The organism is Aminobacter sp. SR38 (assembly GCF_014843375.1).
Classification (GTDB): Bacteria; Pseudomonadota; Alphaproteobacteria; order Rhizobiales; family Rhizobiaceae; genus Aminobacter; species Aminobacter ciceronei.
Window position 1 is genome coordinate 2,519,531 of the sequence record NZ_CP062112.1, and the last position, 25,851, is coordinate 2,545,381.

The 25,851-nt window shown below is 63.2% G+C and carries 25 protein-coding genes; 9 read left to right on the forward strand and 16 right to left on the reverse strand.

Annotation, left to right across the window (positions count from 1 at the left end):
* Positions 1-50: 50 nt before the first annotated feature.
* From IG197_RS12410 to gstA, 3 genes are read right to left on the reverse strand one after another with little or no spacing between them, the layout of a single operon-like run.
* Positions 51-260, reverse strand: coding sequence for a 4-oxalocrotonate tautomerase family protein (locus tag IG197_RS12410; RefSeq protein ID WP_154384551.1), 210 nt, complete (start codon positions 258-260; stop codon positions 51-53).
* A 27-nt stretch (positions 261-287) separates the two neighbouring features.
* A complete protein-coding gene (locus IG197_RS12415; protein ID WP_192319137.1) occupies positions 288-677 on the reverse strand; it encodes a nuclear transport factor 2 family protein in 390 nt (129 codons plus the stop codon).
* A complete protein-coding gene (gene gstA, locus IG197_RS12420; RefSeq protein ID WP_154384550.1) occupies positions 674-1,279 on the reverse strand; it encodes a glutathione transferase GstA in 606 nt (201 codons plus the stop codon). Before gstA ends, IG197_RS12415 begins: the two co-directional genes overlap by 4 nt.
* Before the next feature lie 171 nt (positions 1,280-1,450).
* Between gstA and IG197_RS12425 the strand changes: the two genes are divergently transcribed.
* From IG197_RS12425 to IG197_RS12440, 4 genes are all read left to right on the forward strand, one after another.
* Positions 1,451-1,837 carry a helix-turn-helix domain-containing protein gene (locus IG197_RS12425; RefSeq protein ID WP_192319140.1) on the forward strand — a complete coding sequence of 129 codons (387 nt, stop codon included), beginning with the start codon at positions 1,451-1,453 and terminating at the stop codon, positions 1,835-1,837.
* A 119-nt stretch (positions 1,838-1,956) separates the two neighbouring features.
* Positions 1,957-2,433, forward strand: coding sequence for a GNAT family N-acetyltransferase (locus IG197_RS12430; RefSeq protein ID WP_192319143.1), 477 nt, complete (start codon positions 1,957-1,959; stop codon positions 2,431-2,433).
* 177 nt (positions 2,434-2,610) lie between these two features.
* A complete protein-coding gene (gene polA, locus IG197_RS12435) occupies positions 2,611-5,592 on the forward strand; it encodes a DNA polymerase I (RefSeq protein ID WP_192319146.1) in 2,982 nt (993 codons plus the stop codon).
* A 1-nt stretch (position 5,593) separates the two neighbouring features.
* Entirely contained in the window at positions 5,594-6,223 is a 630-nt protein-coding gene (locus IG197_RS12440) for a LysE family translocator (protein ID WP_154384723.1), read from the forward strand.
* A gap of 6 nt (positions 6,224-6,229) precedes the next feature.
* On the opposite strand, the gene IG197_RS12445 is transcribed toward IG197_RS12440, so the two are convergent.
* The 8 genes from IG197_RS12445 to IG197_RS12480 all read right to left on the reverse strand — a co-directional run bounded on the left by IG197_RS12445 (position 6,230) and on the right by IG197_RS12480 (position 14,156).
* Positions 6,230-6,643 (reverse strand): Fur family transcriptional regulator, encoded by a 414-nt coding sequence (locus IG197_RS12445; protein WP_115733516.1) that lies wholly within the window; start codon positions 6,641-6,643, stop codon positions 6,230-6,232.
* A 176-nt stretch (positions 6,644-6,819) separates the two neighbouring features.
* Positions 6,820-7,872, reverse strand: a complete 1,053-nt coding sequence (mgrA, locus tag IG197_RS12450) for an L-glyceraldehyde 3-phosphate reductase (RefSeq protein WP_192319149.1) — start codon at positions 7,870-7,872, stop codon at positions 6,820-6,822.
* A 57-nt stretch (positions 7,873-7,929) separates the two neighbouring features.
* Positions 7,930-9,072, reverse strand: coding sequence for a Gfo/Idh/MocA family protein (locus tag IG197_RS12455; protein ID WP_154384545.1), 1,143 nt, complete (start codon positions 9,070-9,072; stop codon positions 7,930-7,932).
* 12 nt (positions 9,073-9,084) lie between these two features.
* Positions 9,085-9,828: a sugar phosphate isomerase/epimerase gene (locus IG197_RS12460; RefSeq protein WP_192319152.1), complete on the reverse strand. Its 744-nt coding sequence runs from the start codon at positions 9,826-9,828 to the stop codon at positions 9,085-9,087.
* 29 nt (positions 9,829-9,857) lie between these two features.
* Positions 9,858-10,937, reverse strand: a complete 1,080-nt coding sequence (locus IG197_RS12465) for an ABC transporter ATP-binding protein (protein ID WP_192319155.1) — start codon at positions 10,935-10,937, stop codon at positions 9,858-9,860.
* 4 nt (positions 10,938-10,941) lie between these two features.
* Complete coding sequence (locus tag IG197_RS12470; RefSeq protein ID WP_192319715.1) at positions 10,942-11,844, reverse strand: carbohydrate ABC transporter permease; 903 nt, start codon at positions 11,842-11,844, stop codon at positions 10,942-10,944.
* A 43-nt stretch (positions 11,845-11,887) separates the two neighbouring features.
* Positions 11,888-12,790: a carbohydrate ABC transporter permease gene (locus IG197_RS12475; RefSeq protein ID WP_192319157.1), complete on the reverse strand. Its 903-nt coding sequence runs from the start codon at positions 12,788-12,790 to the stop codon at positions 11,888-11,890.
* Positions 12,791-12,917: 127 nt separating this feature from the next.
* Positions 12,918-14,156 carry an ABC transporter substrate-binding protein gene (locus IG197_RS12480; RefSeq protein WP_192319160.1) on the reverse strand — a complete coding sequence of 413 codons (1,239 nt, stop codon included), beginning with the start codon at positions 14,154-14,156 and terminating at the stop codon, positions 12,918-12,920.
* Positions 14,157-14,513: 357 nt separating this feature from the next.
* Between IG197_RS12480 and IG197_RS12485 the strand changes: the two genes are divergently transcribed.
* Positions 14,514-15,602 (forward strand): LacI family transcriptional regulator, encoded by a 1,089-nt coding sequence (locus IG197_RS12485; protein ID WP_192319163.1) that lies wholly within the window; start codon positions 14,514-14,516, stop codon positions 15,600-15,602.
* A 128-nt stretch (positions 15,603-15,730) separates the two neighbouring features.
* Here the strand turns inward: IG197_RS12485 and gndA are convergent, their stop codons facing one another.
* The gene (gene gndA / locus IG197_RS12490; RefSeq protein WP_192319166.1) at positions 15,731-17,149 is read right to left on the reverse strand and encodes an NADP-dependent phosphogluconate dehydrogenase; all 1,419 of its coding nucleotides are present in this window, start codon (positions 17,147-17,149) and stop codon (positions 15,731-15,733) included.
* Positions 17,150-17,283: 134 nt separating this feature from the next.
* Entirely contained in the window at positions 17,284-17,724 is a 441-nt protein-coding gene (locus tag IG197_RS12495; RefSeq protein WP_192319169.1) for a Fur family transcriptional regulator, read from the reverse strand.
* Between the two features lie 617 nt (positions 17,725-18,341).
* Between IG197_RS12495 and IG197_RS12500 the strand changes: the two genes are divergently transcribed.
* The 4 genes from IG197_RS12500 to IG197_RS12515 are packed head-to-tail and all read left to right on the forward strand — an operon-like array spanning position 18,342 to position 21,758.
* A complete protein-coding gene (locus tag IG197_RS12500) occupies positions 18,342-19,154 on the forward strand; it encodes a metal ABC transporter substrate-binding protein (RefSeq protein WP_246765388.1) in 813 nt (270 codons plus the stop codon).
* Complete coding sequence (locus IG197_RS12505) at positions 19,151-20,062, forward strand: manganese/iron ABC transporter ATP-binding protein (protein WP_371746535.1); 912 nt, start codon at positions 19,151-19,153, stop codon at positions 20,060-20,062. Before IG197_RS12500 ends, IG197_RS12505 begins: the two co-directional genes overlap by 4 nt.
* On the forward strand, positions 20,059-20,919 hold the full coding sequence (locus IG197_RS12510; RefSeq protein WP_192319174.1) for a metal ABC transporter permease: 861 nt from the start codon (positions 20,059-20,061) through the stop codon (positions 20,917-20,919). The genes IG197_RS12505 and IG197_RS12510 overlap by 4 nt, the downstream gene beginning before the upstream one ends.
* Positions 20,916-21,758, forward strand: a complete 843-nt coding sequence (locus IG197_RS12515) for a metal ABC transporter permease (RefSeq protein ID WP_067954978.1) — start codon at positions 20,916-20,918, stop codon at positions 21,756-21,758. The genes IG197_RS12510 and IG197_RS12515 overlap by 4 nt, the downstream gene beginning before the upstream one ends.
* A gap of 128 nt (positions 21,759-21,886) precedes the next feature.
* On the opposite strand, the gene IG197_RS12520 is transcribed toward IG197_RS12515, so the two are convergent.
* From IG197_RS12520 to IG197_RS12530, 3 genes are read right to left on the reverse strand one after another with little or no spacing between them, the layout of a single operon-like run.
* On the reverse strand, positions 21,887-22,999 hold the full coding sequence (locus tag IG197_RS12520; RefSeq protein ID WP_192319177.1) for an ABC transporter ATP-binding protein: 1,113 nt from the start codon (positions 22,997-22,999) through the stop codon (positions 21,887-21,889).
* Between the two features lie 27 nt (positions 23,000-23,026).
* Entirely contained in the window at positions 23,027-24,679 is a 1,653-nt protein-coding gene (locus tag IG197_RS12525) for an alpha-glucosidase (RefSeq protein ID WP_371746536.1), read from the reverse strand.
* A gap of 17 nt (positions 24,680-24,696) precedes the next feature.
* A complete protein-coding gene (locus IG197_RS12530; RefSeq protein ID WP_192319180.1) occupies positions 24,697-25,851 on the reverse strand; it encodes a carbohydrate ABC transporter permease in 1,155 nt (384 codons plus the stop codon).

Here is a 25,851-nt window from a genome sequence, read left to right on the forward strand (position 1 = left end):
CACGAAGATTACACTTTTGTAACATGCGCGTGATCGGACCGCAGCCCTGCTCAGCCCTTGCCGCGCGCGCGACGGTACTGTTCGACAGGCATTCCGCCGACGCCCCAATCCTCCAAATCGACTTCATTTATTACCACGAACGTCGTCGTCGGATCCTTGTCGAGAACGTCGACGAGAAGATCGGTTGTGCCCTTGATCAGGGCGGCTTTCTGCTCCGGCGTCACGCCTTCACGGGTAATCTTGATATTGACGTAGGGCATTCTTCTGCTCCCGTTCCCGGCGGCTCACTACGACTGCAGGTCGAAGTGAAAAACCTTTGACATGATCTGCCAGCGGCCATCGAGCTTCACCAACGTCAGGAAGTCGGTGAAATGCTTGCGCCCGATGGCGCAGTTGAGCTTGGCGAAGGCCGTCACCGGACCGGCGAACTCGATCGACACGATGCGATCGGTGCGCACCTCCGACCGGGTCGCCGGCGACGGCCGCTTGTCGACGATGGGGAAATACTCGTCCATGGTCAGCCGCAGCAGCTCGCCTTCCGTCGCGCAGGCGTAGATCGCCTGTGGGTGGAAAATCCTCGTCAGCCGCTTGGTGTCGCTGAAATAGAGCCCGTCAAAATAATCCGTGAGCGCATCGGCGACTTCGGCATAGGCCGTGGCGTGGTCGGCGGCGGTCATGCCAGGCCCTCGGCGGCCATCGCGGCAACGACGGACGGGCGCTGATGCACGCGCTCGACGAAGGCCGACAGGCGTGGCCAGCGTGCAAGGCCGATCCCTGTTGGGCCGGTCCATCTGGCGACCACAAACAGATAGGCATCGGCAACCGAGAAATGGTCGCCGAGCAGGTAGGCACGGCCATCGGCGAACTGCCTTTCCATATGGTCGAGGCGATTGCCGACATTCGCTTCCGCCGCGTCCTTGGCTTCGCCGGTGGCTCCGTGAAACAGCGGCCCGAATGCCTTGTGCAGTTCGGATGCGATGAAGTTCAGCTGCTCCTGCAGCCTCGCACGGGCAAGCGTGCCCGGTTCCGGCGCCAGGCGCCGCGCGCCGTTGCTGTCGGCGAGATACTGGACAATCGCTGCGCCCTCAGTCAGCACCTCGCCATCGCCGAGCCGAAGCGCCGGCACATAGCCCTTGGGGTTGATGGCGCGGAAATCCGCCCCAGTTTCGGTCGTCTTGGTCTCGACGTCGACACGCTCGACGTCGAACTGCCCGCCCAGTTCGTGCAGCACGATGTGCGGTGAAAGCGAGCAGAATCCGGGTGTGTAATAGAGCTTCAAGTGAGGTTTCCTTGCGCCTGAAACGTTAAGGTCATGTTTGCAGGCGAAGGGCTAACAGATAAAAGTTACCTCTGGAAACCAGGTAACTTGAGGTGATCTCTATTTTCGGGTATCCAGGCGGTAACGGCAGTTTCGCCGCAGTAACCCGACGATTCCTGAGGTGCTCGAGCCATGGCGCTGAAACTTCCCAGAAACCGCGCTCCCGAGCCGCCCGAGGCCTGTCCGCTCAGCGAATGCATGTCGCTGCTCGGCGGCGCCTGGACACCCAACATCATCTGGTACCTCAGCGCCGGCCCGCGCCGCTTCGGCGAGCTGCGCCACGACATCCCAGCTATTTCGGCAAAGGTGCTGACCGGACGGCTGCGCGATCTCGAGGCGAAAGGCGTTTTGTGGCGCCGCGTGATGCCGACGTCGCCGCCCTCGGTGGAATACGGGCTGACCGACCTCGGCACCGAGTTCCAGCCGGCGATCGCGGCTATCGTCGCGATCGGGCACAAGATCAAGCAGCGCCAGGCCGCCCATGGCCAGTCCGACGACATGGCGATGCCAGCCTCCTGACATGGACACGGTCTGGGCTGGCGGTGAATGTCAGTTGCCGAGGCCGCGCCCCTTTGCACAAGGATGCTGGCCGCCTAACTTGGGCAAATCAGCCAATCCAACTCCGGAATGAACAGCCCATGCCCGTGCATGTCCGAGCCGCCCTGCCTCAAGACGCCAGCGCCATGGCCCGAATCCTGAACGAAATCATCGACATCGGCGGAACCACGGCGCATCGCGAGAAGTTCGATGACCAGCGCATCATCGACTACTTCATCTCGCCGAAACTCGGAATCAGCTGCTTCGTGGCGCTGGAGGGCGAGCAGGTGCTGGGGTTCCAGTCGCTCGACTGGTCCGACCCCGACTGGCCGGGCGATCGGCTGCCCCCCGACTGGGGCGTCATCGCAACCTTCGTCGATCCGCACGCGCACAAGCGGGGCGCCGGAAGGGCGTTGTTCGCCAACACGGTGGAAGCTGCGAAAAATGCGGGTGTCAGCTTCATCGACGCAACCATCCGCAAAGAAAACACCGGCGGCCAGGCTTATTACGGAGGCATTGGCTTTACCGACTATAGCGAGAGCGCCGAGACCATCTCAAAGCGTTTTGCGCCGCAATAAGAGGCGCCAAGATCGCCCTCCGGCGCTTGAATGTTGCCGGTCGCAGCGCGTCAGCCGCCACCTTGTCGGTGTCGACGTGACGACCCGCAACAGATGGTGTCAACGACTTGTCAGTAGACGGCGGCAAAGCCCGCTTGACCATGGACAGCCGCGCTGTGCCAAGCTACCCGTATCGCCATGAAAAAAGGCGATCATCTCTTCCTAGTCGACGGCTCCGGCTACATCTTCCGCGCCTATCACGCGCTGCCGCCGCTGACCCGCAAGTCAGACGGCCTGCCGGTCGGCGCGGTGTCTGGTTTCTGCAACATGTTGTGGAAGCTGATGCTCGACGCGCGCAACACCGAAGCTGGCGTGGTGCCGACCCATTTCGCCGTCATCTTCGACTATTCGTCCAAGACCTTCCGCAACGAGCTCTATCCTGAATACAAGGCCAACCGCTCGGCGCCGCCGGAAGACCTGATCCCGCAATTCGGCCTGATCCGCCAGGCGACAAAAGCTTTCGAGCTGCCCTGCATCGAGATGGAGGGCTTCGAGGCCGACGACCTGATCGCAACCTACGCCAGGCTCGCCTGCGAGGCAGGCGGCGACACCACCATCGTCTCCTCCGACAAGGACCTGATGCAGCTCGTCGGTCCCAGCGTGTCGATGTACGACCCGATGAAGGATCGGCAGATCAACATTCCCGAGGTCATCGAGAAGTGGGGCGTGCCACCGGAGAAGATGATCGACCTGCAGGCGCTGACCGGCGACTCGGTCGACAACGTGCCGGGCGTTCCCGGCATCGGCCCAAAGACGGCAGCACAATTGCTCGAACAGTTCGGCGACCTCGACACGCTTCTCGCCCGCGCCTCCGAGATCAAGCAAGACAAGCGCCGCCAGTCGATCATCGACAACACCGAAAAGGCGCGCATTTCGCGCGAGCTGGTGCGGCTCAAGATCGATGTGCCGGTGACCGACGGGCTCGAAGATTTCGTGCTGCAGCCGCCCAACGGGCCGAAGCTGATCGGCTTCCTCAAGACGATGGAATTCACGTCGCTGACGCGCCGCGTCGCTGAGGCCACGGGCACCGAGGCGGGCGAGATCGAGGCCGTGCCGGTATCAGTGCAATGGGGCGCCGACGCGCATGGACCGGACGTCGGAGCGGGCGCAACACCTGCAGCGGCACCCGCCGCAGGTCCCGCCGCGCGTGCGAACGGCGGCAGCATCTCTGTCGCAGTGCCCCCGTCCGCCCCTGCCGACGGCGGCACCGCGCTCGACACGCCTACCGACCTCGCCAACAAGATCGCTGCAACCGCAGTCTCGGAAAAATTCGACCACGCCGCCTATGTCACGATCCGTGACCTCGCGACACTGAAGGCCTGGGTGGCTGAAGCGACCGAGGCCGGCGTCATGGCATTCGACACCGAGACCAGCTCGCTCGATCCGATGCAGGCCGAGCTCGTCGGCATTTCTTTCGCCACCGCACCGGGACGCGCCGCCTATGTGCCGCTTGCCCATAAGAGCGGACGCGGCGACCTGCTCGGCGGTGGCCTGGTCGAGAACCAGATTCCGGTGCGCGACGCCCTAGCCACCCTCAAGCCGCTACTCGAAGACGGTTCGGTGCTGAAGATCGCGCAGAACCTGAAATACGACCTGGTGGTGATGAACCGCCACGGCGTCGACATCAGTCCGTTCGACGACACGATGCTGTTGTCCTACGTGCTCGACGGCGGCACCAATGGCGGCCACGGCATGGACCCGCTGTCGGAAAAATGGCTCGGCCACACGCCGATCGCCTTCAAGGACATCGCCGGCTCGGGAAAGAACTTCGTCGGCTTCGACCAGGTCGACATCGACAAGGCGACCGCCTATGCCGCCGAGGATGCCGACGTGACACTGCGCTTGTGGCGCGTGCTGAAGCCACGCCTCGCCGCCAAGGGGCTGACCTCGGTCTACGAGCGGCTGGAGCGCCCGCTGGTGCCGGTGTTGGCCGAGATGGAGCAGCGCGGCATCTCGGTCGACAGGCAGATCCTGTCGCGGCTGTCGGGCGAGCTCGCCCAGGGTGCCGCGCGGCTTGAAGACGAGATCAACACGCTTGCCGGCGAGCGCTTCAACATCGGATCGCCCAAGCAGCTCGGCGACATCCTGTTCGGCCGCATGGGCCTGCCCGGCGGCACCAAGACCAAGACCGGCCAGTGGTCGACCTCGGCGCAGGTGCTCGAGGATCTCGCCGCCGAAGGCCACGAGCTGCCGCGCAAGATCGTTGACTGGCGCCAGCTGACCAAGCTGAAATCGACCTATACCGACGCCCTGCCCGGTTTCATCAACCCCCAGACCAAACGCGTCCACACCTCCTACGCGCTCGCCGCCACCACCACCGGCCGGCTATCGTCGTCGGATCCCAACCTGCAGAACATTCCGATCCGCACCGCCGAAGGCCGCAAGATCCGCACCGCCTTCATCGCCGACAAGGGCAACAAGCTGATCTCGGCCGACTACAGCCAGATCGAGCTGCGCGTGCTTGCCCATGTCGCCGACATTGCCCAGCTCAAGCAGGCTTTCGCCGACGGCGTCGACATCCATGCCATGACGGCATCGGAAATGTTCTCGGTGCCGGTCGAGGGCATGCCGTCGGAAGTGCGCCGCCGCGCCAAGGCAATCAACTTCGGCATCATCTACGGCATCTCGGCCTTCGGCCTCGCCAATCAGCTGTCGATCCCGCGCGAGGAAGCGTCCGACTACATCAAGAAGTATTTCGAGCGCTTCCCCGGCATCCGCGCCTATATGGACGAGACCAAGGCGTTCTGCCGTGACAACGGCTATGTCGAGACCATCTTCGGCCGCCGCATCCACTATCCCGAAATCCGCTCGTCGAACCCGTCGGTACGCGCCTTCAATGAACGCGCCTCGATCAACGCCCGGCTGCAAGGCACCGCAGCCGACATCATCCGCCGGGCGATGATCCGCATGGACGACGCACTGATCGCGGCCAAGCTGTCGGCGCGCATGCTGCTGCAGGTACACGATGAACTGATCTTCGAAACTGTCGAGAATGAGGTCGCAGCGACGATCCCTGTAGTTCGGCACGTGATGGAGAACGCGGCCATGCCGGCCGCGTCGATGTCGGTGCCGCTGCATGTCGACGCCAACGCCGCCGACAGCTGGGACGAAGCGCACTGAGATGGAGTTCGCGGCGGCATCTGACCTGCCGACGCTGCTTTCCTTTTCCCTGACCTCTGTCATCATCGAGCTGACACCCGGGCCAAACATGACCTATCTGGCACTGGTGTCGGCTGGCGAAGGCCGCCGCGCCGGCTTCGCCACGGTGGCCGGCATCGCGCTCGGTCTCGCCACCATCGGCGTGGTCGCGGCACTTGGCGTCACCGAATTGATCCAGTCATCGCACCTACTCTACGAGGGCCTGCGCTGGGCCGGCGTATTGTTCCTGCTCTTTCTCGCCTATGAAGGCTGGCGCGGTCCGGGCGACGTGGTATCCGAAGGCAACGATGCCGACCGGCGCTATTTCACCCGCGGGCTGGTAACCAACCTTCTGAACCCGAAAGCGGCGGTGTTCTATGTCGCTGTGCTGCCGACCTTCATCATCGCCGACAAGCCGGTGCTGTCGCAGACGCTCACGCTGACCGCCATCTATGTCGCGGTCGCGACCATCATCCATGCATTGATCGTGGCACTGGCAGGGACGCTCGAGCCCTTGCTCAACAACCCACGGATTGAGAAGGTCGCGCGAAAGTTCCTGTCGGCGTTGCTGGCGGCCGTGGCCGTCTGGTTCGCGTTTGCGACGGCACGCTAAGCTGGTTCAGGCGGCGATCGCAGCACATTTGGCGCAAGTGCCGCGGAACTCGATGACTGCCTTCTTGGCGACGAAGCCGGTCGATCCAACCCAGTGATCGAGCTGCTTGCCGATCGTCTCGTCCGAGATCTCGGTCACCTGGCCACAGGTGTCGCAGATGGCAAAGGCCGTCATGCGGTGGTTGTGATGGCTATGGTCGTGCGGCTCGGAGCAGGCGACGAAGGCATTCAGGCTTTCGAGGCGATGGACGAACCCGTCCTTCATCAGCGCTTCAAGGGCGCGATAGACCTGCAGCGGGGCGCGAAAACCCTCGTCGCGCAACTGGTCGAGCAGCGTGTAGGCGCTGAGCGGTCCGGTCGCCACTTCGAGTTTCTCCAGAACCTTCTGCTGGTTCTTCGTCAGCGTAACCCGCGCCGCCATCTTTCCGCTTTCACCTTCCTCGGCCGGGCCGATGCCCGGACGGAACAATCCACCGCCTAAGATGGCGACTGGACACGGGTTTTGCTAGCGCGTCCGGCCGGCAAAGACAATCTGCCCCAAAAGCAAACGGCGGGAACGCCCGCCGCCTGCATGTTTCGAACCTTCAGAGCACCAGCTTATTTCTTCTGCCGCGCCGGCCCTTCGCGCTCGGACGAGCGGGCCCACAGGTTGATGTCGGCCTCGCGGGCATAGGTGTCGATCTCGGCCAGTTCCGCATCGGTGAAGATTGCGTTCTTCAGCGCGCCGACACAGTCCTCGACCTGCTCAGGACGGCTGGCGCCGATCAGTGCCGAAGTAACGCGGCCGCCACGCAGCACCCAGGCCAGCGCCATCTGCGCCAGCGTCTGGCCGCGGCGTTCGGCAATACCGTTCAGCGCACGGATGTTGGCGAGGTTCTTGTCGTTGAGGAAGGCCGGGCGCAGCGACTTGCCCTGCGATGCGCGGCTGCCTTCCGGCACGCCGCCGAGATATTTGCCGGTCAGCATGCCCTGTGCCAGCGGCGAGAACACGATCGAACCGATGCCCAACCCGTCGAGCGCGTCGAGCAGGCCGTCATCCTCGACCCAGCGGTTGATCAGCGAATAGCTCGGCTGGTGGATCAGGCAGGGCGTACCGAGCTGGCGCAGGATGTCGGCCGCCTCACGGGTGCGCTGGGCATTGTATGAGGAGATGCCGGCATAAAGCGCCTTGCCGGAGCGCACGGCATGGTCGAGCGCACCCATCGTCTCTTCGAGCGGGGTGTCCGGGTCGAAGCGGTGCGAATAGAAGATGTCGACATAGTCGAGGCCCATGCGCTTCAGGCTCTGGTCGAGACTCGCCAGCACATATTTGCGGCTGCCCCACTCGCCGTAGGGACCGGGCCACATGTCGTAACCGGCCTTGGTCGAAATGATCATCTCGTCGCGGAGACCGACAAAGTCGGTGCGCAGGATGTCGCCGAAGGCGGTCTCGGCCGAGCCGGGCGGCGGGCCATAATTGTTGGCAAGGTCGAAGTGGGTGATGCCGAGGTCGAAAGCCTTCTGGCAGATGGCGCGCTTGGTCTTGTGCGGCGTGTCCTCGCCGAAATTGTGCCACAGGCCGAGCGAGATCGCCGGCAGTTTGAGCCCCGATTTGCCACAGCGATTGTAGACCATGTTTTCGTAACGGTTCGCAGCCGGCTGCCAGGTCATGATGCTGTCCTCGAATGGAAAGGGGAATCGGCCAATAGGCCGTTCCCCTGTCTTAGCCTATTTCGACGGAGCCAGCAGCCCCCTTGCAGCAGCCGGGCCGAGCGGCTCCGGGCGCTCGCAGGTCGTCTGCATCTCGACGAACTTCTTCGTCTCGCCTGACTTGAGGATACCGGTCATGATGTCGATGACGTGGTTGGCGAGTTCCAGCGAACAGCGATGCGGCCTGCCCTGCATGATTGCCAGCGCCATGTCGGCGAGACCCGCCGTGCGGTAATTGGCCATCATGCCGTGCGGATGCTTCTCGTTGGCAACCGAGAAGGGGTGGTCCCATTTCGGCAGCGTCTTCACAGGCTTTTCGCCCCTGGTGTAGCTGAGATCACCGCCGAAGAAATTGGGGTCCGGCATGTGGATGGTGCCCTGCTCGCCATAAAGCTCCATCGGCGCGTGGCCGCTGTTCCAGACATCCCAGCTGGCATTGAAGGTAAAGACAGCGCCGTTCTCGAACTCCATCAGCGCAAGGATCGTCGTCGGTGTCGTCACCGGAATCTTCTCGCCAGCGCGTGGCTTCGACAAGATGGTTCGCTCCTTCGCCGGGATCGACGACAGTGCAGCCACGCGGGCAACCGGCCCGATCAATTGGACCAGATTGGCGATGTAATACGGTCCGAGATCGAGGATCGGCCCGCCGCCCGGCTGGAAGAAGAAGTCGGGGTTGGGATGCCAGTGCTCCATGCCATGGCTCATCACGTGGCAGGTGCCCGAGGTGATCCTGCCGAGCTTGCCGGTGTCGATCAAGTGCCGCGCCAGTTGATGTGAGCCGCCGAGGAAGGTGTCGGGCGCCGAGCCGATGCGCACGCCCTTCTTGTCGGCGCGCTTCTTGAGGTCGAGCCCGTCCTTGATGGCCAGCACGAATGGCTTTTCCGAATAGACGTGCTTGCCGGCTTCGATTGCCTGCCTCGACACCTCGTAGTGCACCGCCGGAATGGTCAGATTGACGACGATGTCGATGTCGTCAGATGCCAAAAGCCCTTCGACCGTCTCGGCGCGCAGCTTGAATTCCTTCGCCCGTGCCTTGGCCGCATCCATGTTGATGTCGGCGCAGGCACGCATCTCGATGCCTTTGAATTCAGGCGCATGCTTGAAGTAGGTCTTCGAGATGTTACCGCAGCCGATCACCCCGACGCCGAGTTTCCTTGCCATATTCTGCTCCCCCTAGAAGGTCTTGGCGGCTGCGATCGAGCGGCTTGCGAAGCGCTCGAAATCTGCCGGATTGTCGTGTTCCATGACAAAATACTTTGCCGGCGTGTTCTTGCGTAAAGCCGTCACCAACCCAGCCCAGTCGACCGTGCCGTGTCCGACGTCGGACCAGCCGTCCTCATCCGTCGCCAAGCCTTGAGGCGCGATGTCCTTGACGTGGACAGCCAGGATGCGCGGGCCGCACTCCTCGATCCAGTGCAGCGGGTCGGATCCGCCGCGGATCACCCAGGCGACGTCCATCTCCCAGCCGACCTCAGGGGCAGCTTCCAGGATCAGGCGCTGTGGCACCACGCCGCCAACCGGCGCGAACTCGAAGTCATGGTTATGCCAGGCAAAGTCGAAACCTGCGTCATTGGCCTTTGCGCCAATGGCGGCAAGACGCCTGCCGAATGCCCGCCAGCCATCGGCGTCGGTCGGCCGGTCCGCCGGCTCGAGCCACGGGCAGGCAATCAGCTTCATGCCGAGCGTCCTGGCGATGCCTGCCGCCGTGGCGAACTCCTGCTCCAGAAGGTCGATGCCGAAATGGCCGCTCGGCATGGCCAGACCGTTCTTGTCGAGCTCGGCGCGGAAAGCTTCGGGCTCTTCGTAGACGGCGCCAAAGCCCTCGACTTGGGCGTAACCGAGGGCGCCGAGCGTCTTGAGCACATTCTGCCAGGGTTGAAAGTTGCGGGCGCTGTAGAGTTGGAATGACCAGTCCATGGTTCTGTCCGTTTGTTTGGGAGGGGATTTCACATGCGGCTGCCGCTCTGGCCGTCGAACAGCGAGGCGCGCGCTGGATCGAAGCCGATGCGCAGCTGATCGCCCGACGCCAGATGGCGTTCGGCCTCGACGCGGAAGGCGAAACTCTGGCCGCCAAGCTTCGTCCAGACCAGCGTGTCCGAACCCATCGGTTCGACCAACTCGACCCTGGCGTCCGCTTGAAAGGGCATGGCAGCAGCGGCATCGCCCGTGGCAATGTGCTCCGGCCGCACGCCGAACACCGCCTTGCCGGGCTTAGCCGCGTCGCCAAAACCGTAGCGGTCGAGCGGTATCTTTGTGTCTGTCGCGACGAATGTCGGCGCATCGCCCTCAACCTCGCCGTCGAGAAAGTTCATGCCGGGCGAGCCGAGGAAGCCGGCGACGAAGCGATTGACCGGTTTGTTGTAGATCACCTGCGGCGCGTCGAGCTGCTGGATCACGCCGCCCTTCATGACGGCGATGCGGTCGGCCAGCGTCATCGCCTCGATCTGGTCGTGGGTGACGTAGATCATGGTGTTGGCGAGTTTCTGATGCAGCCGCTTGATTTCGACGCGCAGCTCCGAGCGCAGTTTGGCGTCGAGATTGGACAGTGGCTCATCAAACAGGAACACGTCGACATCACGCACCAGCGCCCGGCCGATCGCCACGCGCTGGCGCTGCCCGCCCGACAGCGCCGCCGGCTTGCGCTGGAGCAGCGGCTCGATCTGCAGGATCTCGGCTGCGCGGGCGATACGCCTTGCGATCTCGTCCTTCGCCATGCCTGCCGTCTTCAGGCCGAAGGACAGGTTTCCTTCCACCGTCATCTGCGGATAGAGCGCATAGGACTGGAACACCATGCCGATGCCGCGATCCTTGGGCTCCTCCCAGGTGACGTTCTTGCCCTTGATGAAGATCTGCCCTTCGGACACGTCGAGCAGACCGGCAATGCAGTTGAGCAGCGTGGACTTGCCGCAGCCGGAGGGACCGAGCAACACCAGGAACTCGCCTTCCGGCACGTCGAGGTTGAGCTCCTTGAGCACATCATAGGCGCCGAAGCTGAGCGAAACGTCACTGACCTGGACACTTGTCATCGCCTCACCCCTTCACTGCGCCGGCGGCGATGCCGCGGACGAAAAGCTTGCCTGAAATGAAGTAGATGACGAGCGGGACCAGTCCGGTCAGAAGGGTGGCTGCCATGTTGACGTTGTACTCCTTCACGCCCTGTACGGCGTTGACGATGTTGTTGAGCTGGACCGTCATCGGATAGGTGTCGGGCTTGGTGTAGACGACGCCGAACAGGAAGTCGTTCCAGATGCCGGTGACCTGCAGGATGATTGCCACCACGAAGATCGGCAGCGACATCGGCAGCATGATCCTGAGATAGATCGTCCAGAAGCCGGCACCGTCGACACGAGCCGCCTTGAACAGCTCCTCCGGCAGCGAGGCGAAATAGTTGCGGAACAACAGCGTCAGGATCGGCATGCCGAAGATGGTGTGCACCAGCACCAGGCCCCACAGCGAGCCATAGAGGCCGATCTCGCGCAGCACGATGACTACAGGATAGAGCATCACCTGGTAGGGAATGAAGGCGCCGACGACGAGCACGGTGAAAAACACCTCGGCGCCCTTGAAGCGCCAGTTGGCCAGCGCGTAGCCATTGATCGAGGCGATTGATATCGACAGGAGCACCGACGGCACGGTGATCATCACCGAGTTCCAGAAGCCGCGCGACAGCCCGTCGCAATTGAGGCCGGTACAGGCCGTCGACCATGCCTTGATCCATGGCTCGAAGGTGATCTCGACCGGCGGCGAGAAGATGTTGCCGAGCCGGATTTCGGGCATGCCCTTCAGCGACGTCACCACCATCACATAGAGCGGCAGCAGGTAGTAGACGGCGACAAGCGCCAGCGTGCCGTAGATGAAGACGTTGCGGCGGGAGAAGCGGCGGCGCGGCCTGGGGCCATGCGGCCCCGACAGCGCCCTTGCGCGTGCGGGCATGGCGCTTGCCACGGCAAGTTCGGGGGCGGCGCGCAGAAGCTGCTCAGCCATGGCCGCGCCTCCTGCCGAATTCGAGATAGGCCCAAGGGACGATGACGATGACCACCGACAGCAGCATCATTGTCGAGGCGGCGAAGCCCTGCCCCAGATTCTGCGCCAGGAACATGTAGTTGTAGACGTATTTGGCCGGCACTTCGGAAGCGATGCCGGGGCCGCCGCTGGTCTGGGCGACAACGAGGTCGTAGACCTTGACGATGCCGCTGGCGATGATCACCAACGTGGTCACAAGCACCGGCCGCATCATCGGGATGACGATGAAGACATAGGTCTTCCAGGTCGGGATGCCGTCGACGCGCGCCGCCTTCCAGATGTCGCCGTCGATGCCGCGCAGGCCTGCCAGCATCAGACACATGATCAGCCCCGTGCCCTGCCACAGCCCGGCGATCAGGATGCCGTAGATGACGATGTCGGCATTGTAGAGCGGGTCGAAGGTGAAGCTTTCCCAGCCGAGATTGCGAACCACCTGCTGGATGCCGAAATTTGGATTGAGGATCCACTGCCACGCCAGGCCGGTGACGATGAAGGACAGCGCGAAAGGGTAGAGAAAGATGGTGCGGAAGGTATTCTCGAAACGGATCTTCTGGTCCATCAGGGCCGCCAGCACAAAGCCGATGACCAGTGAAAAGACCAGCGTGCAAACGCCGTAGATAGCGAGGTTCTCGACCGCCACCAGCCAGCGCGGCGTCGCCCACAGTCGCTCGTACTGGTCGAAGCCGACGAAGCTGGCGCGGGGCAGAAGCTTGGAGTTGGTAAAGGAATAAAACACCGTCCACGCCGTGCCGCCGACGAAAATGACCAGCGCGGTCAGGATCATCGGGATCGAGGCGATCTTGGCATTCAGGTTGCGAAACAAGCTGAATGGTCGGCCCTGATGCGTCGGGGTCATCGGTCGGCACCCATCCGGATCGTCAGCCAATCTGCCGGTCCCGATATGTCGGGGCCGGCAGAACGCCGCTGACAGGACTGCAGCATCTCAGGCAAGGACCGGGTCGGGAAGCCCGGATGTCCTTGCCCTAGTCCGCAGCGGCGATGATTTCGGCAAAGCGTTTCTGCGCGTCTTGTGCCGAAAGCTCCTTGTTGGCGAAGAACTCGACGAACAGATCATTGATCTGGGTCACGCCATCGGCCGACATCAACTGGTCGGGCGCCGGGATGATGTTGCCCTTGGCGAGGATCTCGAGCCCCTTCTTCATGCAGTCATTGGCGGCGTTCAGGTCGACGTCGCCACGCACCGGCAGCGAGCCCTTCTTGAGATTGAAGGCAACCTGGGTCGTAGGCGACAGCATCACCGAGGCAAGCGCCTCCTGTGCCTTGGCCTTTTCAGGATCGGTCTGCTTGGGGAAGTAGAAGGCATCGCCGCCGGTCGAGATGATCTCGTTGACGCCGAGGCCGGGCAGGCAGGTGTAATCCTTGCCGGCAACCTGGCCGGCGACCTGGAACTCGCCCTGAGCCCAGTCGCCCATGATCTGTCCGCCGGCCTTGCCGTTGATGACCATGCTTGTCGCCTGGTTCCACTCCTGGACGTTTGACCTGGCCGACATCTGGCGCGCCTGGTCGGCGGCGGCGAAGACCTTGGCCATTTCGGCGCCGGCAGCCAAAGTCGCGTCCTTGTCGCCAAACACTTTCTGGAACGTTTCCGGACCGGCAAGTGCGACGAGGATGACCTGGAAGGCGAGCGTGGTCTGCCAGGGCTGCTGGCCGATGGCGAGCGGCACGATGCCCGCCTTTTCCAGCGCCGGCGCCGCTGCGACGAACTCGTCCCAGTTCTTGGGCACGGCCACGCCAGCGTCGGCAAACGCCTTGTTGGACAGCCACAGCCACTGCTGCGAATGGATGTTGACCGGCACGCAGTAGATCTTGCCGTCCAGCGTGCAGCCGTCGAGCAGGCTCTTGGGGTGGATGAACTTTGTCCAGCCCTCCTTGTCTGCCAGTTCGGTGAAATCGCGCATCAATCCAGCCTGGACGAGCTCTTCCGCCTGGCGGCCATGATTGAACTGGGTTGCGCCCATCGGATCGCCGCCGGTGATGCGCCCGATCATGATCGGGCGAGCGATGTCACCGGAACCGGCGATGGCGCCGTCGACCCATTTGTTGCCGGTGGAATCGAAGGCCTTGGCGAGTTCGGCAACTGCCGCCGCCTCGCCGCCGGAGGTCCACCAGTGCGTCACTTCGAGATCGGTCGCGGAGGCTGAACCTGCAGCCCCAAACACGACGCTTGCTGCGAATGCAGCTGTCGTCAGCCTATAACGCATCGTACTCCTCCCTGAATCTGAAACGTTACAGGTAAGGACGTTAGGCGAAGTTTTTGGTCGCTGCAATGGGTGTGCGATATTTTCTTCGCGAGCCGAACTAAAGCCAGGAGAAGCAGCAGCCATGTTTGCGCTGGCAAATCGCACCGCAACGCAGCATTTCCAAGCAAAACATTCAGATGAATCAATAGTCGACAGCCATTTTGCAGCGCACAGTCACGCCTCAGCCGGCGACCGTGGAGACTCTCCAAAAACACCGTGAATTAGCACATTCTGAAACGTTACAGTTCTTGCAGGAAAGCGCTTGTCAGGTCCATCATGCAAATGCGATATGCGCCAAGCAGGGATCACGGTGGGGCAATGGCCATGAACGACAAGACACCGCCGGATGAAAATGCCGACCAGGCCGCTGGCGGCGAGGCCAATCCGCCGACGCTGAAGACCATCGCCTTCATGACCGGCCTCGGCGTCACCACCGTGTCGCGCGCGCTCAAGGACGCCCCCGAAATCGGCGCGGCGACCAGGCAGCGCGTGCAGCTCGTCGCCCGCCAGATCGGTTACCGGCCAAACCGCGCCGGCGTGCGCCTGCGCACCGGCAAGACCAATGTCATCAGCCTGGTGCTCGACACCGAGGAGCAGGTCGGCGGCTTCGTCTCGGACCTCATCTACGGCATCTCCGAGGCGCTGGCGCAGACTCCCTATCACCTGGTGGTGACACCCTATTCGCGCAACAACGATCCGCTGGAGCCGGTGCGTTATGTCGTCGAGACGGCGTCGGCCGACGGCGTCATCATCTCGCGCACCGAACCCGACGACAAACGTGTGCGTTACATGACCGAGCGCGGCATGCCTTTTGCCACCCATGGCCGCACCCATATGGGCATCGACCATGCGTTCCACGATTTCGACAACCATGCCTATTCGGTCGAGGCGGTGAAGAAGCTCGCAGCGCTCGGGCGCAAGCGCCTGGCGCTGCTCGCCCCGCCCTCGAACCTCAGCTACTACCACCACATGCGCGACGGCTTCGCTGACGCCCTGATGGAACACGGATTGAGCGAAGTGCCGTTCCCGATGGCCACCGTCGACCATTCCATCGAGGACATTCGAAAGCAGACCGTCGAGCTGATGCGCCGACCCAACCGTCCAGATGCCTTCGTCAGCGGCGCGGGGGCCGGCACCTTCGCGCTGGTCGCCGGCATCGAGGAGGCCGGCTTCCGGATCGGCCAGGACGTCGACATCGTTTCCAAGCAATCGTCAAAACTGCTGCACCTGCTCAGACCGCAGCTCTATGTCGTCAATGAAGACGTGCGCCTGGCGGGCGCCGAACTCGCCCGCGCCGTGCTCGGCCGCATCGCCGGGCGCGACATCGGTGCCCTGCAGAGCCTCAGCAAGCCCAAGGCGGTCGAGGCTTACGAGACACCCGGATCAGGAAAAGACGACACCACCTGAGCAGCCCTCTCCCCGTATACGTGGCGAGGGGGGGCCGCGTCGCGGCAGCTTCCCGTCTCCCCATTCACCGGGAGACGCTGTCAGCAGGCGGATGAGGGGCAGCGCTGCCCGACACTTCCCTGAGGACGCTAACTGCCGCTGCCCCACGGCCCGTGGTGCGCGCCCGGCTCGTCGATGCGCTCGAAGCCGTGAGCGCCGAAGAAATCGCGTTGCGCCTGGGTGAGATCGGTCGAGCCGCGACCCTGGCGATAGCCGTCGAAATAGGCCAGTGCCGACGACAGCGCCGGCACCGGCAGCCCGGCCTCGGCGGCGCGGGCGACGATGCGGCGCAGCGACGGATGCGCCTTGCCCATGATCTCGACAAAGGCCGGCACCATCAAGAGATTGGTCGACGGATCGGCCTTGCCGAAAGCTTCGGCGATGGTGTCGAGGAACTGCGAACGGATGATGCAACCGGCGCGCCAGATCTTGGCGATGGTCGGCATCGGCAGGTTCCAGCCGAATTCCTTCGACGCGCCGGCCATCACGGCGAAGCCTTGCGCATAGGCGGCAATCTTGCCGGCAAACAGTGCAAGCTCGAGATCGCCGAGTACCTCGTCCTTGTTGCCGGCGAATTTCAGCGTGTTGGCGCCGTAGGCCTTTTCCGCCGCCAGCCGTTCATCCTTCATCGACGACAGCACGCGTGCCGCGACCGCCGCTTCGATGGCTGTCGCCGGGATGCCAAGCTGCTGTGCCTCGATGACCGACCACTTGCCGGTGCCCTTCTGACCGGCGCGGTCGAGGATGATATCGACCACCGGCTTTCCGGTCTTGGGATCGTCGGCTTCGAGCACCGATGCGGTGATTTCGATCAGGTAGGATTCGAGGCGGCCCTTGTTCCAGCCGGCAAATACCGGCGCGATCTGCTTCGGCGTCATCGACAGCCCGTCGCGCAGGATGCCGTAGATCTCAGCGATCATCTGCATGTCGGCATATTCGATGCCGTTGTGGATGGTCTTGACGAAATGCCCTGCGCCGTTCGGCCCGAGCCAGGCGGCGCAGGGCTCGCCCTTGTACTTGGCCGAAATCGCGGTCAGCACGCCCTCGACGCGGGCATAGGATTCGGGCGTGCCGCCGACCATGATCGAGGGGCCGTGGCGCGCGCCCTCTTCACCGCCCGAGACACCCGTGCCGATGAAGGTCAGGCCCGAGCCGTCGAGCTCCTTGAAGCGGCGCATCGTGTCGCGGAAATTGGCGTTGCCGGCATCGATGATGATGTCGTTGGCGGCGAGAACCGGGCGCAGGGCTGCGATCTGCTGGTCGACCGGATCGCCGGCCAGCACCATGATGATGATGGGTCGCGGCGGGCGGATGGCGGCGGCCAGTTCCTCGATCGAGCCGCAGGGCACGACCATGTCGCGCAAGGCGCCTGCGGATTCGACAAACGCCTGCGTCCGGGCCGGTGTGCGATTGAAGACGGCGATACGATGGCCTTTTTCGGCGATGTTCAGCGCCAGGTTCGAGCCCATCGTGCCCAATCCGATCAGTCCGATTTCGGCTTTTTCCATGGTCGCTGGTCCTGTCTGCTGATTGCTGTCGTCGAAGACGCGGCATGATTGACCGCGCTTTTGCCGAGGTCAACTCGCCGCCCGACGCGCCTTGTCGCCGGTCGATCAACTCATCGTGGCCTGACCTTGCGTCATCAGTCCTTGCGGCGGCGGCCGTAGAGCTCGAGCCGGTGATGGACGATGTCGTAGCCGAGCTGGCGGGCGATTTCCTGCTGCAGCTGCTCGATGCGATCGGAGCGGAATTCGATGACGTCGCCGGTGTCCATGTCGATGAGATGATCGTGGTGATCGCCGCCAGCCTGCTCGAAGCGCGATGGCCCGCCCTCGAAGGCATGGCGGTGAATGGCCCCCATCTCCTCGAGCAACTTCATGGTGCGGTAGACTGTCGAAAGCGAGATGCTCTTGTCGACCTGTTCGGCGCGGCGGAAGATCTCCAGCGCGTCGGGATGGTCCTCAGTTTCACCCAGAATGCCAAGGATGATCTTGCGCGGCCGCGTGATGCGGATGCCCGCCTTGCGCAGCGCTTTCTCGTAGTCCGGCCTCTTGGGGGCATGTTTCACAGGCGTCTTCGTCATGGCGCGACTATGTGCCAGATGACACTCAGTTGCAAAAGATTATGTCGCCGTTCATCCCCAGGTGAAGTGGGGCGATGCGTGTCCCCGCGTGGGAGCAAGTGGAAGACGGCCCGTGCTATACGAAGCCAACCCTCCCCGCCGTGATCCTTCGCACCCCCCTCTGGCCTGCCGGCCATCTCCCCCACAAGGAGGGAGATTAGTCTCGTCGCCAGGGGCGCTCATTCTGCCACGTTGCATCAAAAGGCCCCGAGATGTTGGCGACGCTGGCGATCGGACGGATCGCGGCATAGCCGATCTGTGGGAGCTAAAAAGAAGCTAAAGGCGTCAACAAGCTATCCACGCATCGACCATTCTGATTGCCGTCGCCCGCGCAACAAGGCCACTTCGGAAGGGACAGCAAGCGATAGCCACATCTCTACTTGCAAACGATTTGCAATTGCATTGACAGGCGCACCAACTGCCATTAGGTAAGGCACCGTAGCTGCCGCCCCTTCGGTGCGGCATTCTGAAACGGGATTACCATGACAGCACTTCGCACCACCTTCGCCGCCATCGCTCTGCTTGCGGCGGCGCTCGGGCTTTCGGCCTGCTCTCAGGACAGCGCGGCGGGCGGCAAGATGAAGGTGGTGACCACCTTTACCGTGATCGCCGACATCGCCCGCAACGTCGCCGGCGACGCAGCCGAGGTGGAATCGATCACCAAGCCCAATGCCGAGATTCACAACTACCAGCCGACGCCGGGCGACATCCTGCGCGCCCAGAAGGCCGACCTCGTTTTGTGGAACGGCCTGAACCTCGAACTGTGGTTCCAGAAGTTCTTCGAAAACCTCGACGGCGTCAGCCAGGCCGTCGTCTCCGATGGCGTTGTGCCGATGGGCATCGCCGAGGGTCCCTATACGGGCAAGCCCAACCCGCATGCCTGGATGTCTCCAGAGGCGGCGCTGATCTATGTCGAGAACATTCGCAAGGCCTTCGCCGAGAAAGACCCTGAAAACGCCGAGGTCTACGCCAGGAACGCCGCCGCCTATGCCGAGAAGATCAAGGCGACGGTGGCGCCGATTCACAAGGCCATCGAGACCATCCCTGCCGCGCGCCGCTGGCTCGCCACCAGTGAAGGCGCCTTCTCCTACCTGGCGCGCGACTTCGGGCTGAAGGAGGTCTATCTTTGGCCGATCAATGCCGACCAGCAAGGCACTCCCCAGCAGGTGCGCAAGGTGATCGACCTCGTCAAGGCCAACGGCATTCCGGCCGTGTTCAGCGAAAGCACCGTGTCGTCGAAGCCTGCCGAGCAGGTCGCACGGGAGACCGGGGCAAAATATGGCGGCGTGCTCTATGTCGACTCGCTGAGCGATGAGAGCGGCCCGGTGCCGACCTATCTCGACCTGTTGAGCGTCACCACTCAGACCATCGTCAAGGGACTGACCCAATGACTGCACCCATGAAAGGGCGGCCCCAGGCGGAGGCCGCCCCGGGCGACGGGCTCAACGTCTCCAATATCTCGGTGACCTACCGCAACGGCCACACCGCCTTGCGCAACGCCTCATTCGCCATTCCGCGCGGCACCATCACCGCGCTCGTCGGCGTCAACGGCTCGGGCAAGTCGACCCTGTTCAAATCGATCATGGGCTTCGTGCCGCTGGCGTCAGGCAGCGTCGAGATTTTAGGCCAGCCGGCACGCGAAGCGCTGAGGAAAAACCTCGTCGCCTATGTGCCGCAGAGCGAGGACGTCGACTGGAATTTTCCAGTCCTTGTCGAGGATGTCGTCATGATGGGCCGCTATGGCCACATGAATTTCCTCCGCATGACGCGCGGCATCGACCGCGAGGCGGTGGACGCAGCGCTCGAACGCGTTGGCATGGCCGACTTCCGCAAGCGCCAGATCGGCGAACTGTCGGGCGGGCAGAAGAAGCGTGTATTCCTGGCCCGCGCGCTGGCGCAGGAGGGCGAACTCATCCTGCTCGACGAACCCTTCACCGGCGTCGACGTGCGCACCGAAGAGGCGATCATCGCGCTTTTGCAGGGCCTGCGCGACGAAGGTCGGGTGATGCTGGTGTCGACCCACAATCTGGGTTCTGTGCCACGCTTCTGCGACCGCGCCGTCCTGATCAACCGGACCGTTCTGGCGGCCGGGCCGACTTCTGAAACCTTCACCAAGGCCAACCTCGAAAAGGCCTTCGGCGGCGTGCTGCGCCAGTTCATCCTCGGCGGCTCCGAACTGCATGACGATGCCGATACGCGACAGGTGACGGTGCTGACCGACGACGAGCGACCCTTCGTCATCTATGGCGACGGAAACGGCAATGACGGCGCCGACAAATCGGGTGGGCGCCGGAAATGATCTCCACGCTGATCGAGCCGTTCGGCTACGGCTACATGCTCAACGCCATGTGGGTGTCTGCACTCGTCGGCGGCGTCTGCGCTTTCCTCTCGGCCTATCTGATGCTCAAGGGCTGGTCGCTGATCGGCGACGCGCTTTCGCATTCGATTGTCCCAGGCGTCGCCGGCGCCTACATGCTCGGCCTGCCCTTCGCGCTCGGCGCGTTCCTGTCGGGCGGGCTGGCGGCGGGGGCCATGCTGTTTCTCAACCAGCGCACCAAGCTGAAGGAGGACGCCATCATCGGGCTGATCTTCACCTCCTTCTTCGGGCTTGGCCTGTTCATGATCTCGCTGTCGCCGGCCTCGGTGAACATCCAGACCATCGTGCTCGGCAACATCCTGGCGGTGACGCCTTCCGACACGTTGCAGCTTGTCCTGATCGGCGGCATTTCGCTGGCGATCCTGCTCGCCAAATGGAAAGACCTGATGGTCGCCTTCTTCGATGAGAACCACGCGCGCTCGATCGGGCTGAACCCTGATTTGCTCAAGGTGCTGTTTTTCATGCTGCTGTCGGCCTCGACGGTGGCGGCTTTGCAGACGGTGGGCGCCTTCCTGGTCATCGCCATGGTGGTGACGCCGGGGGCGACGGCCTATCTGCTCACCGACCGCTTCCCCCGGTTGATCGTCATCAGCGTGGCGATCGGCAGCGTGACCAGCCTTGTCGGCGCCTATGCCAGCTACTTTCTGGACGGCGCGACCGGCGGCATCATCGTGGTGGCGCAGACGCTGATCTTCCTGGTCGCCTTCGTCTTCGCACCCAAGCACGGATTGCTTGCGGCGCGGCGACGGGCGCGGCTGGAACTGGAGGCTGAGGCATGATCGAAACCCTCGCCCTGCCCTTCGCCTTCCCGTTCATGCAGCAGGCTTTCGCCATCTCGCTTTTGGTTGCGGTGCCAATGGCACTGTTGTCTTGCTTCCTGGTGCTCAAGGGCTGGTCGCTGATGGGTGACGCCATCAGCCATGCGGTGTTGCCCGGCGTCGTGCTGGCCTACATCGCCGGCCTGCCGCTGGCGGTCGGCGCCTTTGCCGCCGGCATGACCTGCGCGCTGGCGACCGGCTATCTCAAGCAGAACAGCCGGATCAAGGAAGACACCGTCATGGGCATCGTCTTCTCCGGCATGTTTGGCCTCGGCATCGTGCTCTACACGAAGATCCAGACCGACGTGCATCTCGACCATATCCTGTTCGGCGACATGCTCGGCGTGAGCTGGAGCGATGTCGGCCAGACGGCAGCCATCGCGCTGGTGGCAACAGGTGCCATCGGCTTCTTCCGCCGCGACCTGTTGCTGCATGCCTTCGACCCACAGCACGCGCAGGCCATCGGCCTGCCGGTCAGGCTGCTGCATTATGGGCTGCTGACGATACTGTCTTTGACCATCGTCGGCGCGCTGAAGGCCGTCGGCATCATCATCGCCATTGCCATGCTGATCGCCCCCGGCGCAATCGCCTACCTGCTCACCGACCGCTTCGAGCGCATGCTTATGGTGTCAGTGCTGGTGGCGGTGTCTTGCTCGTTGTCGGGCGTCTATCTCAGCTTCTTCATCGACAGCGCGCCGGCGCCAACCATCGTTCTGCTGATGAGCCTGACATTCGTCGCGGCGTTCTTTGTCTCCAAGCGGCGGACGGCGATCAGGCAGAAACAGGTGGCGGTAGAGTGAACAGCATACCTTCCCCTTGTGGGGAGGGCCGAGCAACAGAGCCGAGCGGGTTGGGCGTATGAGTTCCCACGCTCACCCACACCCGGCCTTTTTGGGTCACCCTCCCTGCAAAGGGGACGGCAAGGCGTTTACGCAGCTGCAGCCGTCAGCCGGCGGCGGGCAAAGGAATGACCCTCACTGTCGAAGATATGCAGTTCGTCGGGACTGGCGGCGAGCCGAATCTTGGCACCGCGCTTGACCTCGACATTGCCGGGCAGCTTGGCCACCAGCGGCTGGTCCGCGCGACCGATGTCGACATAGACCAGTTGGACCTCGCCGAGCTGCTCGACATAGTCGACGAGCCCCTCGAACAGGTAGTCGTCACCGGTCGCAACATAGAGATCCTCGGGTCGCACGCCGAAGCTGACTGGCTTGCCCTGGGCCTCAGAGGGCGTCGCCACCGGAACAGAGCTCTTGTGGCCACCGACATGGCTGACGACGCTCGTCTCGCCTGTCCTTTCGATGGTACCGGCAACGATGTTCATCGCCGGCGAGCCGATGAACTGGGCGACGAACAGATTGCCGGGATGCTTGTAGAGCTCCATCGGCGAACCGACCTGCTCGATGCGGCCATCCTTGAGCACGACGATCCGGTCGGCCAGCGTCATCGCCTCGACCTGGTCGTGGGTGACGTAGATCATCGTTGTGTTGGGCATCGATTCCTTGAGCTTGGCAATCTCGATGCGGGTGGCGACGCGCAAGGCGGCATCCAGGTTGGAAAGCGGCTCGTCGAAGAGGAAGACCTTAGGGTTGCGCACGATGGCGCGGCCGATGGCGACACGCTGACGCTGGCCGCCGGACATCGCCTTGGGCAGGCGGTCGAGATATTTGGTCAGCTGCAGGATTTCGGCCGCGGCGCGCACCCGCTTGTCGATCTCGGCCTTGCTCTCGCCAGCGATCTTCATGCCGAACGCCATGTTGTCGTAGACGGTCATGTGCGGATAGAGCGCGTAGGACTGGAACACCATGGCGATACCGCGCTTGGACGGCGGCACGTCGTTGACCTTCTCGCCGGCGATGTGCAGTTCACCGCCGGTGATCTCCTCCAGGCCTGCGATCGAACGCAACAGCGTCGACTTCCCGCAGCCCGAAGGGCCGACGAAAACGATGAACTCGCCCGACTTGATGTCGAGGTCGATGCCATGAAGAATGTTGAGATTGCCGTATGACTTCTTGACGTCCCTGAGCGTTAGATCGGCCATGGTTTCCTCCCAGTACCTAATTTGCGGTCAGACGAAGCGCCCGAACCAGGCGCCGTAACCACCGAGCCGGACTGCGCCGGCGTTGGCATTTCCATCGAGCCCATGCCCCGGCAAGGGCTGCAGACCACGACCTCCGAGGTCGATGTTAGCCGGCGCGCTGCCAAGATTGAAGACGCAGACGACCTCCTCGTTGCCTTCGCGACGGGTGAAGGCGACGACGTCGTCTTCTGCCTTGAGGAAGGCGATCTCGCCCTTGGCGAGCGCCGGATGTGAACGGCGGAAGGCCAGGAAGCGCCGGTAGTGCTCAAGCAGCGAGGCCGCATCACCCTCCTGGGTGTCGACAGCCTTCGCCAGATGATCCGCGGGCACCGGCAGCCAGGGCTTCGCCCGGGAGAAGCCGCCATTGACGGCGTCCTTATTCCACACCATTGGCGTGCGGCAGCCGTCGCGGCCCTTGAACTCGGGCCAGAAGCGGATGCCGTAAGGGTCCTGCAGATCCTCGAAGGTGAGGCTCGCCTCAGTCAGGCCAAGCTCCTCGCCCTGATAGATGCAGACCGAACCACGCAGCGACATCAGAAGCGCCGAGATCACCTTGAGATAGGCGGTGCGGTCGGCCTCGCCCATGCCCCAGCGCGAGGCGTGGCGGACGACGTCGTGGTTGGAGAAGGCCCAGCACGACCAACCGTCGCTGGCCGCCTTGCCGAAATCTTCGAGCACCGTGCGCACCTTGGCGGCCGAGATCTTTTCCGGCGCCAGGAAGTCGAAGGCGTAGCACATCTGCACCTTGTCGCCGCCGGCGGTGTAGGACGCCACGACCTCGAGACCGCGCTGGGAATCGCCGACTTCGCCAACGGCTGCGGCCGCCGGATACTCGTCGAGCACGGCGCGGAAGCGGGCGAGGAATTCAAGATTCTCCGGCCGGCTCTTGTCGTAGATGTGGTCCTGGAAATTGTAGGGGTTTACCGCGGGTGCCGTCTGGTCGTTGCGCTGTTCCGGCGGCAGCGCCGGATTGTCCTCGAGGCCTGCCGAGTGGAAGTAGAAATTGATGGTGTCGAGACGAAAACCGTCGACGCCACGGTCGAGCCAGAAGCGGGTAACGTCGAGCAGCGCGTCCTGGACGTCGCGGTTGTGGAAGTTGAGGTCGGGCTGCTCGGCGAGGAAGTTGTGCAGGTAATACTGCATGCGCCTGGTGTCCCACTGCCATGCAGAGCCGCCGAAGATCGACAGCCAGTTGTTGGGCGGGCTGCCATCGGGCTTGGCGTCGGCCCACACGTACCAGTCGGCCTTGGCATTGTCGCGGCTGGCGCGACTTTCCTTGAACCAGGCGTGCAGATCGGAGGTGTGCGAGATGACCCCGTCGATCATCACCTTGAGGCCGAGGCGGTGGGCTTCTGCGATCATAGCGTCGAAGTCGGCGAGCGTGCCGAACATCGGGTCGATGTCGAGATAGTCCGAAATGTCGTAGCCGAAATCCTTCATCGGCGACTTGAAGAAGGGCGAGATCCAGACGGCATCCGCACCCAGGGAGGCGATGTGCGGCAGCCGGTCGATGATGCCCCTGAGGTCGCCGATGCCGTCGCCGTTCGAATCCTGATAGCTGCGGGGGTAGATCTGGTAGATCACCGCCCCGCGCCACCAGTCGCGATCGACAGCGGTTTCAGGGTTTTCGAACTTGCGCATTGCGGCTTGCATCTGAGCTAGCCTCCCTTGACTGAGCCCGCGAGCAGGCCGCGGACGAAATAACGTTGAAGCGAGAAGAACACGATCAACGGCACGATGATGGTGACGAAGGCCGAGGTGGTGAGGATTTCCCAGTCGCCGCCGCGCGAACCGAGCAGGGCATTGAGCTTGCCGGTCAGCACCAGCTGGTCGGAGCCCGAGCCAAGGAAGACCATCGCCACCAGCAGATCGTTCCAGACCCACAGGAACTGGAAGATGGCGAAGGAGGCGAGCACCGGAAAGGACAGCGGCAGCACGATCTTGACGAAGATCTCGAAGTCGCTGGCGCCGTCGATGCGCGCCGATTCCATGATCTCGCGCGGCAGGCCGGCAATGTAGCTGCGCAGGAGATAGATCGCGAAGGGCAAGCCGAAGCCTGTATGCGCCAGCCATATGCCGAGATAGGTCTTGGCAGGCACGCCGAAGAACAGGCCGACGCCATTGTAGAGCTTGAGCAGCGGAATGAGGGACATCTGCAGCGGCACGACGAGCAGGCCGATGATGACGGCGATCAGCAGCGCGCGGCCGGGAAAACGCATCCAGGCAAGCGCATAGGCAGCATAGGCGGCGATCAGGATCGGAATGATTGTCGCCGGAATGGTGACCGTCAGCGAATTGATGAAGGAGCGTCCGATGCCTTCCGAAAACAGCACTGTGCGGTAGTTGTCGGTGGTGAAGCGCGGCGGCGCCGAGGCCGAGAAATAGACACGCTGGCCACGGGTGATCTCGAAGGCCTTGGGCGACGACATCACGTAGGAGCCGTCGTCATTGACCTGAAGCGTCACGCCCTCGCCGAGGTCGGCGGCAGTGCCGGCTTCGAATTGCGTCGGCTGCTGCGCCTTGGTGCCGAAGGCGGTCACGGTGCGTACGTCGCCGGCGCCGAACAGATTGCCCATGATCAGGAACTTGCCGTCCTTCTCGACCTGCTTGTCGGCGGCGTCGGTGCGCCCGGCCTCGGTCTGAGACGAAGTCGACAACGCCGTCCACCAGCCCGAGACGATGAGCTGATCCTTGTCGCGCAGCGAGCTGACCAGGATGCCGAGCGTCGGGATGGTCCAGATGGCAACGAAGACCAGCACCGCGATGTGGACGCCGAAGCGGCCGATGAAGGATTTTCCCCTTGAACTGGCCAT

What these genes read in the sequence shown, in the direction of transcription:
- IG197_RS12485 (WP_192319163.1), top strand. Translation starts at nt 14,514, where the DNA reads ATGGCCATGAACGACAAGACACCGCCGGATGAAAATGCCGACCAGGCC.
- polA (WP_192319146.1), top strand. Translation starts at nt 2,611, where the DNA reads ATGAAAAAAGGCGATCATCTCTTCCTAGTCGACGGCTCCGGCTACATC.
- IG197_RS12410 (WP_154384551.1), bottom strand. Translation starts at nt 260, where the DNA reads ATGCCCTACGTCAATATCAAGATTACCCGTGAAGGCGTGACGCCGGAG.
- IG197_RS12500 (WP_246765388.1), top strand. Translation starts at nt 18,342, where the DNA reads ATGAAGGTGGTGACCACCTTTACCGTGATCGCCGACATCGCCCGCAAC.
- IG197_RS12510 (WP_192319174.1), top strand. Translation starts at nt 20,059, where the DNA reads ATGATCTCCACGCTGATCGAGCCGTTCGGCTACGGCTACATGCTCAAC.
- IG197_RS12460 (WP_192319152.1), bottom strand. Translation starts at nt 9,828, where the DNA reads ATGGACTGGTCATTCCAACTCTACAGCGCCCGCAACTTTCAACCCTGG.
- IG197_RS12515 (WP_067954978.1), top strand. Translation starts at nt 20,916, where the DNA reads ATGATCGAAACCCTCGCCCTGCCCTTCGCCTTCCCGTTCATGCAGCAG.
- IG197_RS12525 (WP_371746536.1), bottom strand. Translation starts at nt 24,679, where the DNA reads ATGCGCAAGTTCGAAAACCCTGAAACCGCTGTCGATCGCGACTGGTGG.
- gndA (WP_192319166.1), bottom strand. Translation starts at nt 17,149, where the DNA reads ATGGAAAAAGCCGAAATCGGACTGATCGGATTGGGCACGATGGGCTCG.
- IG197_RS12430 (WP_192319143.1), top strand. Translation starts at nt 1,957, where the DNA reads ATGCCCGTGCATGTCCGAGCCGCCCTGCCTCAAGACGCCAGCGCCATG.
- mgrA (WP_192319149.1), bottom strand. Translation starts at nt 7,872, where the DNA reads ATGACCTGGCAGCCGGCTGCGAACCGTTACGAAAACATGGTCTACAAT.
- IG197_RS12495 (WP_192319169.1), bottom strand. Translation starts at nt 17,724, where the DNA reads ATGACGAAGACGCCTGTGAAACATGCCCCCAAGAGGCCGGACTACGAG.
- IG197_RS12530 (WP_192319180.1), bottom strand. Translation starts at nt 25,851, where the DNA reads ATGGCCAGTTCAAGGGGAAAATCCTTCATCGGCCGCTTCGGCGTCCAC.
- IG197_RS12520 (WP_192319177.1), bottom strand. Translation starts at nt 22,999, where the DNA reads ATGGCCGATCTAACGCTCAGGGACGTCAAGAAGTCATACGGCAATCTC.
- IG197_RS12470 (WP_192319715.1), bottom strand. Translation starts at nt 11,844, where the DNA reads ATGCCCGCACGCGCAAGGGCGCTGTCGGGGCCGCATGGCCCCAGGCCG.
- IG197_RS12445 (WP_115733516.1), bottom strand. Translation starts at nt 6,643, where the DNA reads ATGGCGGCGCGGGTTACGCTGACGAAGAACCAGCAGAAGGTTCTGGAG.
- IG197_RS12480 (WP_192319160.1), bottom strand. Translation starts at nt 14,156, where the DNA reads ATGCGTTATAGGCTGACGACAGCTGCATTCGCAGCAAGCGTCGTGTTT.
- IG197_RS12440 (WP_154384723.1), top strand. Translation starts at nt 5,594, where the DNA reads ATGGAGTTCGCGGCGGCATCTGACCTGCCGACGCTGCTTTCCTTTTCC.
- IG197_RS12415 (WP_192319137.1), bottom strand. Translation starts at nt 677, where the DNA reads ATGACCGCCGCCGACCACGCCACGGCCTATGCCGAAGTCGCCGATGCG.
- IG197_RS12425 (WP_192319140.1), top strand. Translation starts at nt 1,451, where the DNA reads ATGGCGCTGAAACTTCCCAGAAACCGCGCTCCCGAGCCGCCCGAGGCC.
- IG197_RS12505 (WP_371746535.1), top strand. Translation starts at nt 19,151, where the DNA reads ATGACTGCACCCATGAAAGGGCGGCCCCAGGCGGAGGCCGCCCCGGGC.
- IG197_RS12465 (WP_192319155.1), bottom strand. Translation starts at nt 10,937, where the DNA reads ATGACAAGTGTCCAGGTCAGTGACGTTTCGCTCAGCTTCGGCGCCTAT.
- IG197_RS12475 (WP_192319157.1), bottom strand. Translation starts at nt 12,790, where the DNA reads ATGACCCCGACGCATCAGGGCCGACCATTCAGCTTGTTTCGCAACCTG.
- IG197_RS12455 (WP_154384545.1), bottom strand. Translation starts at nt 9,072, where the DNA reads ATGGCAAGGAAACTCGGCGTCGGGGTGATCGGCTGCGGTAACATCTCG.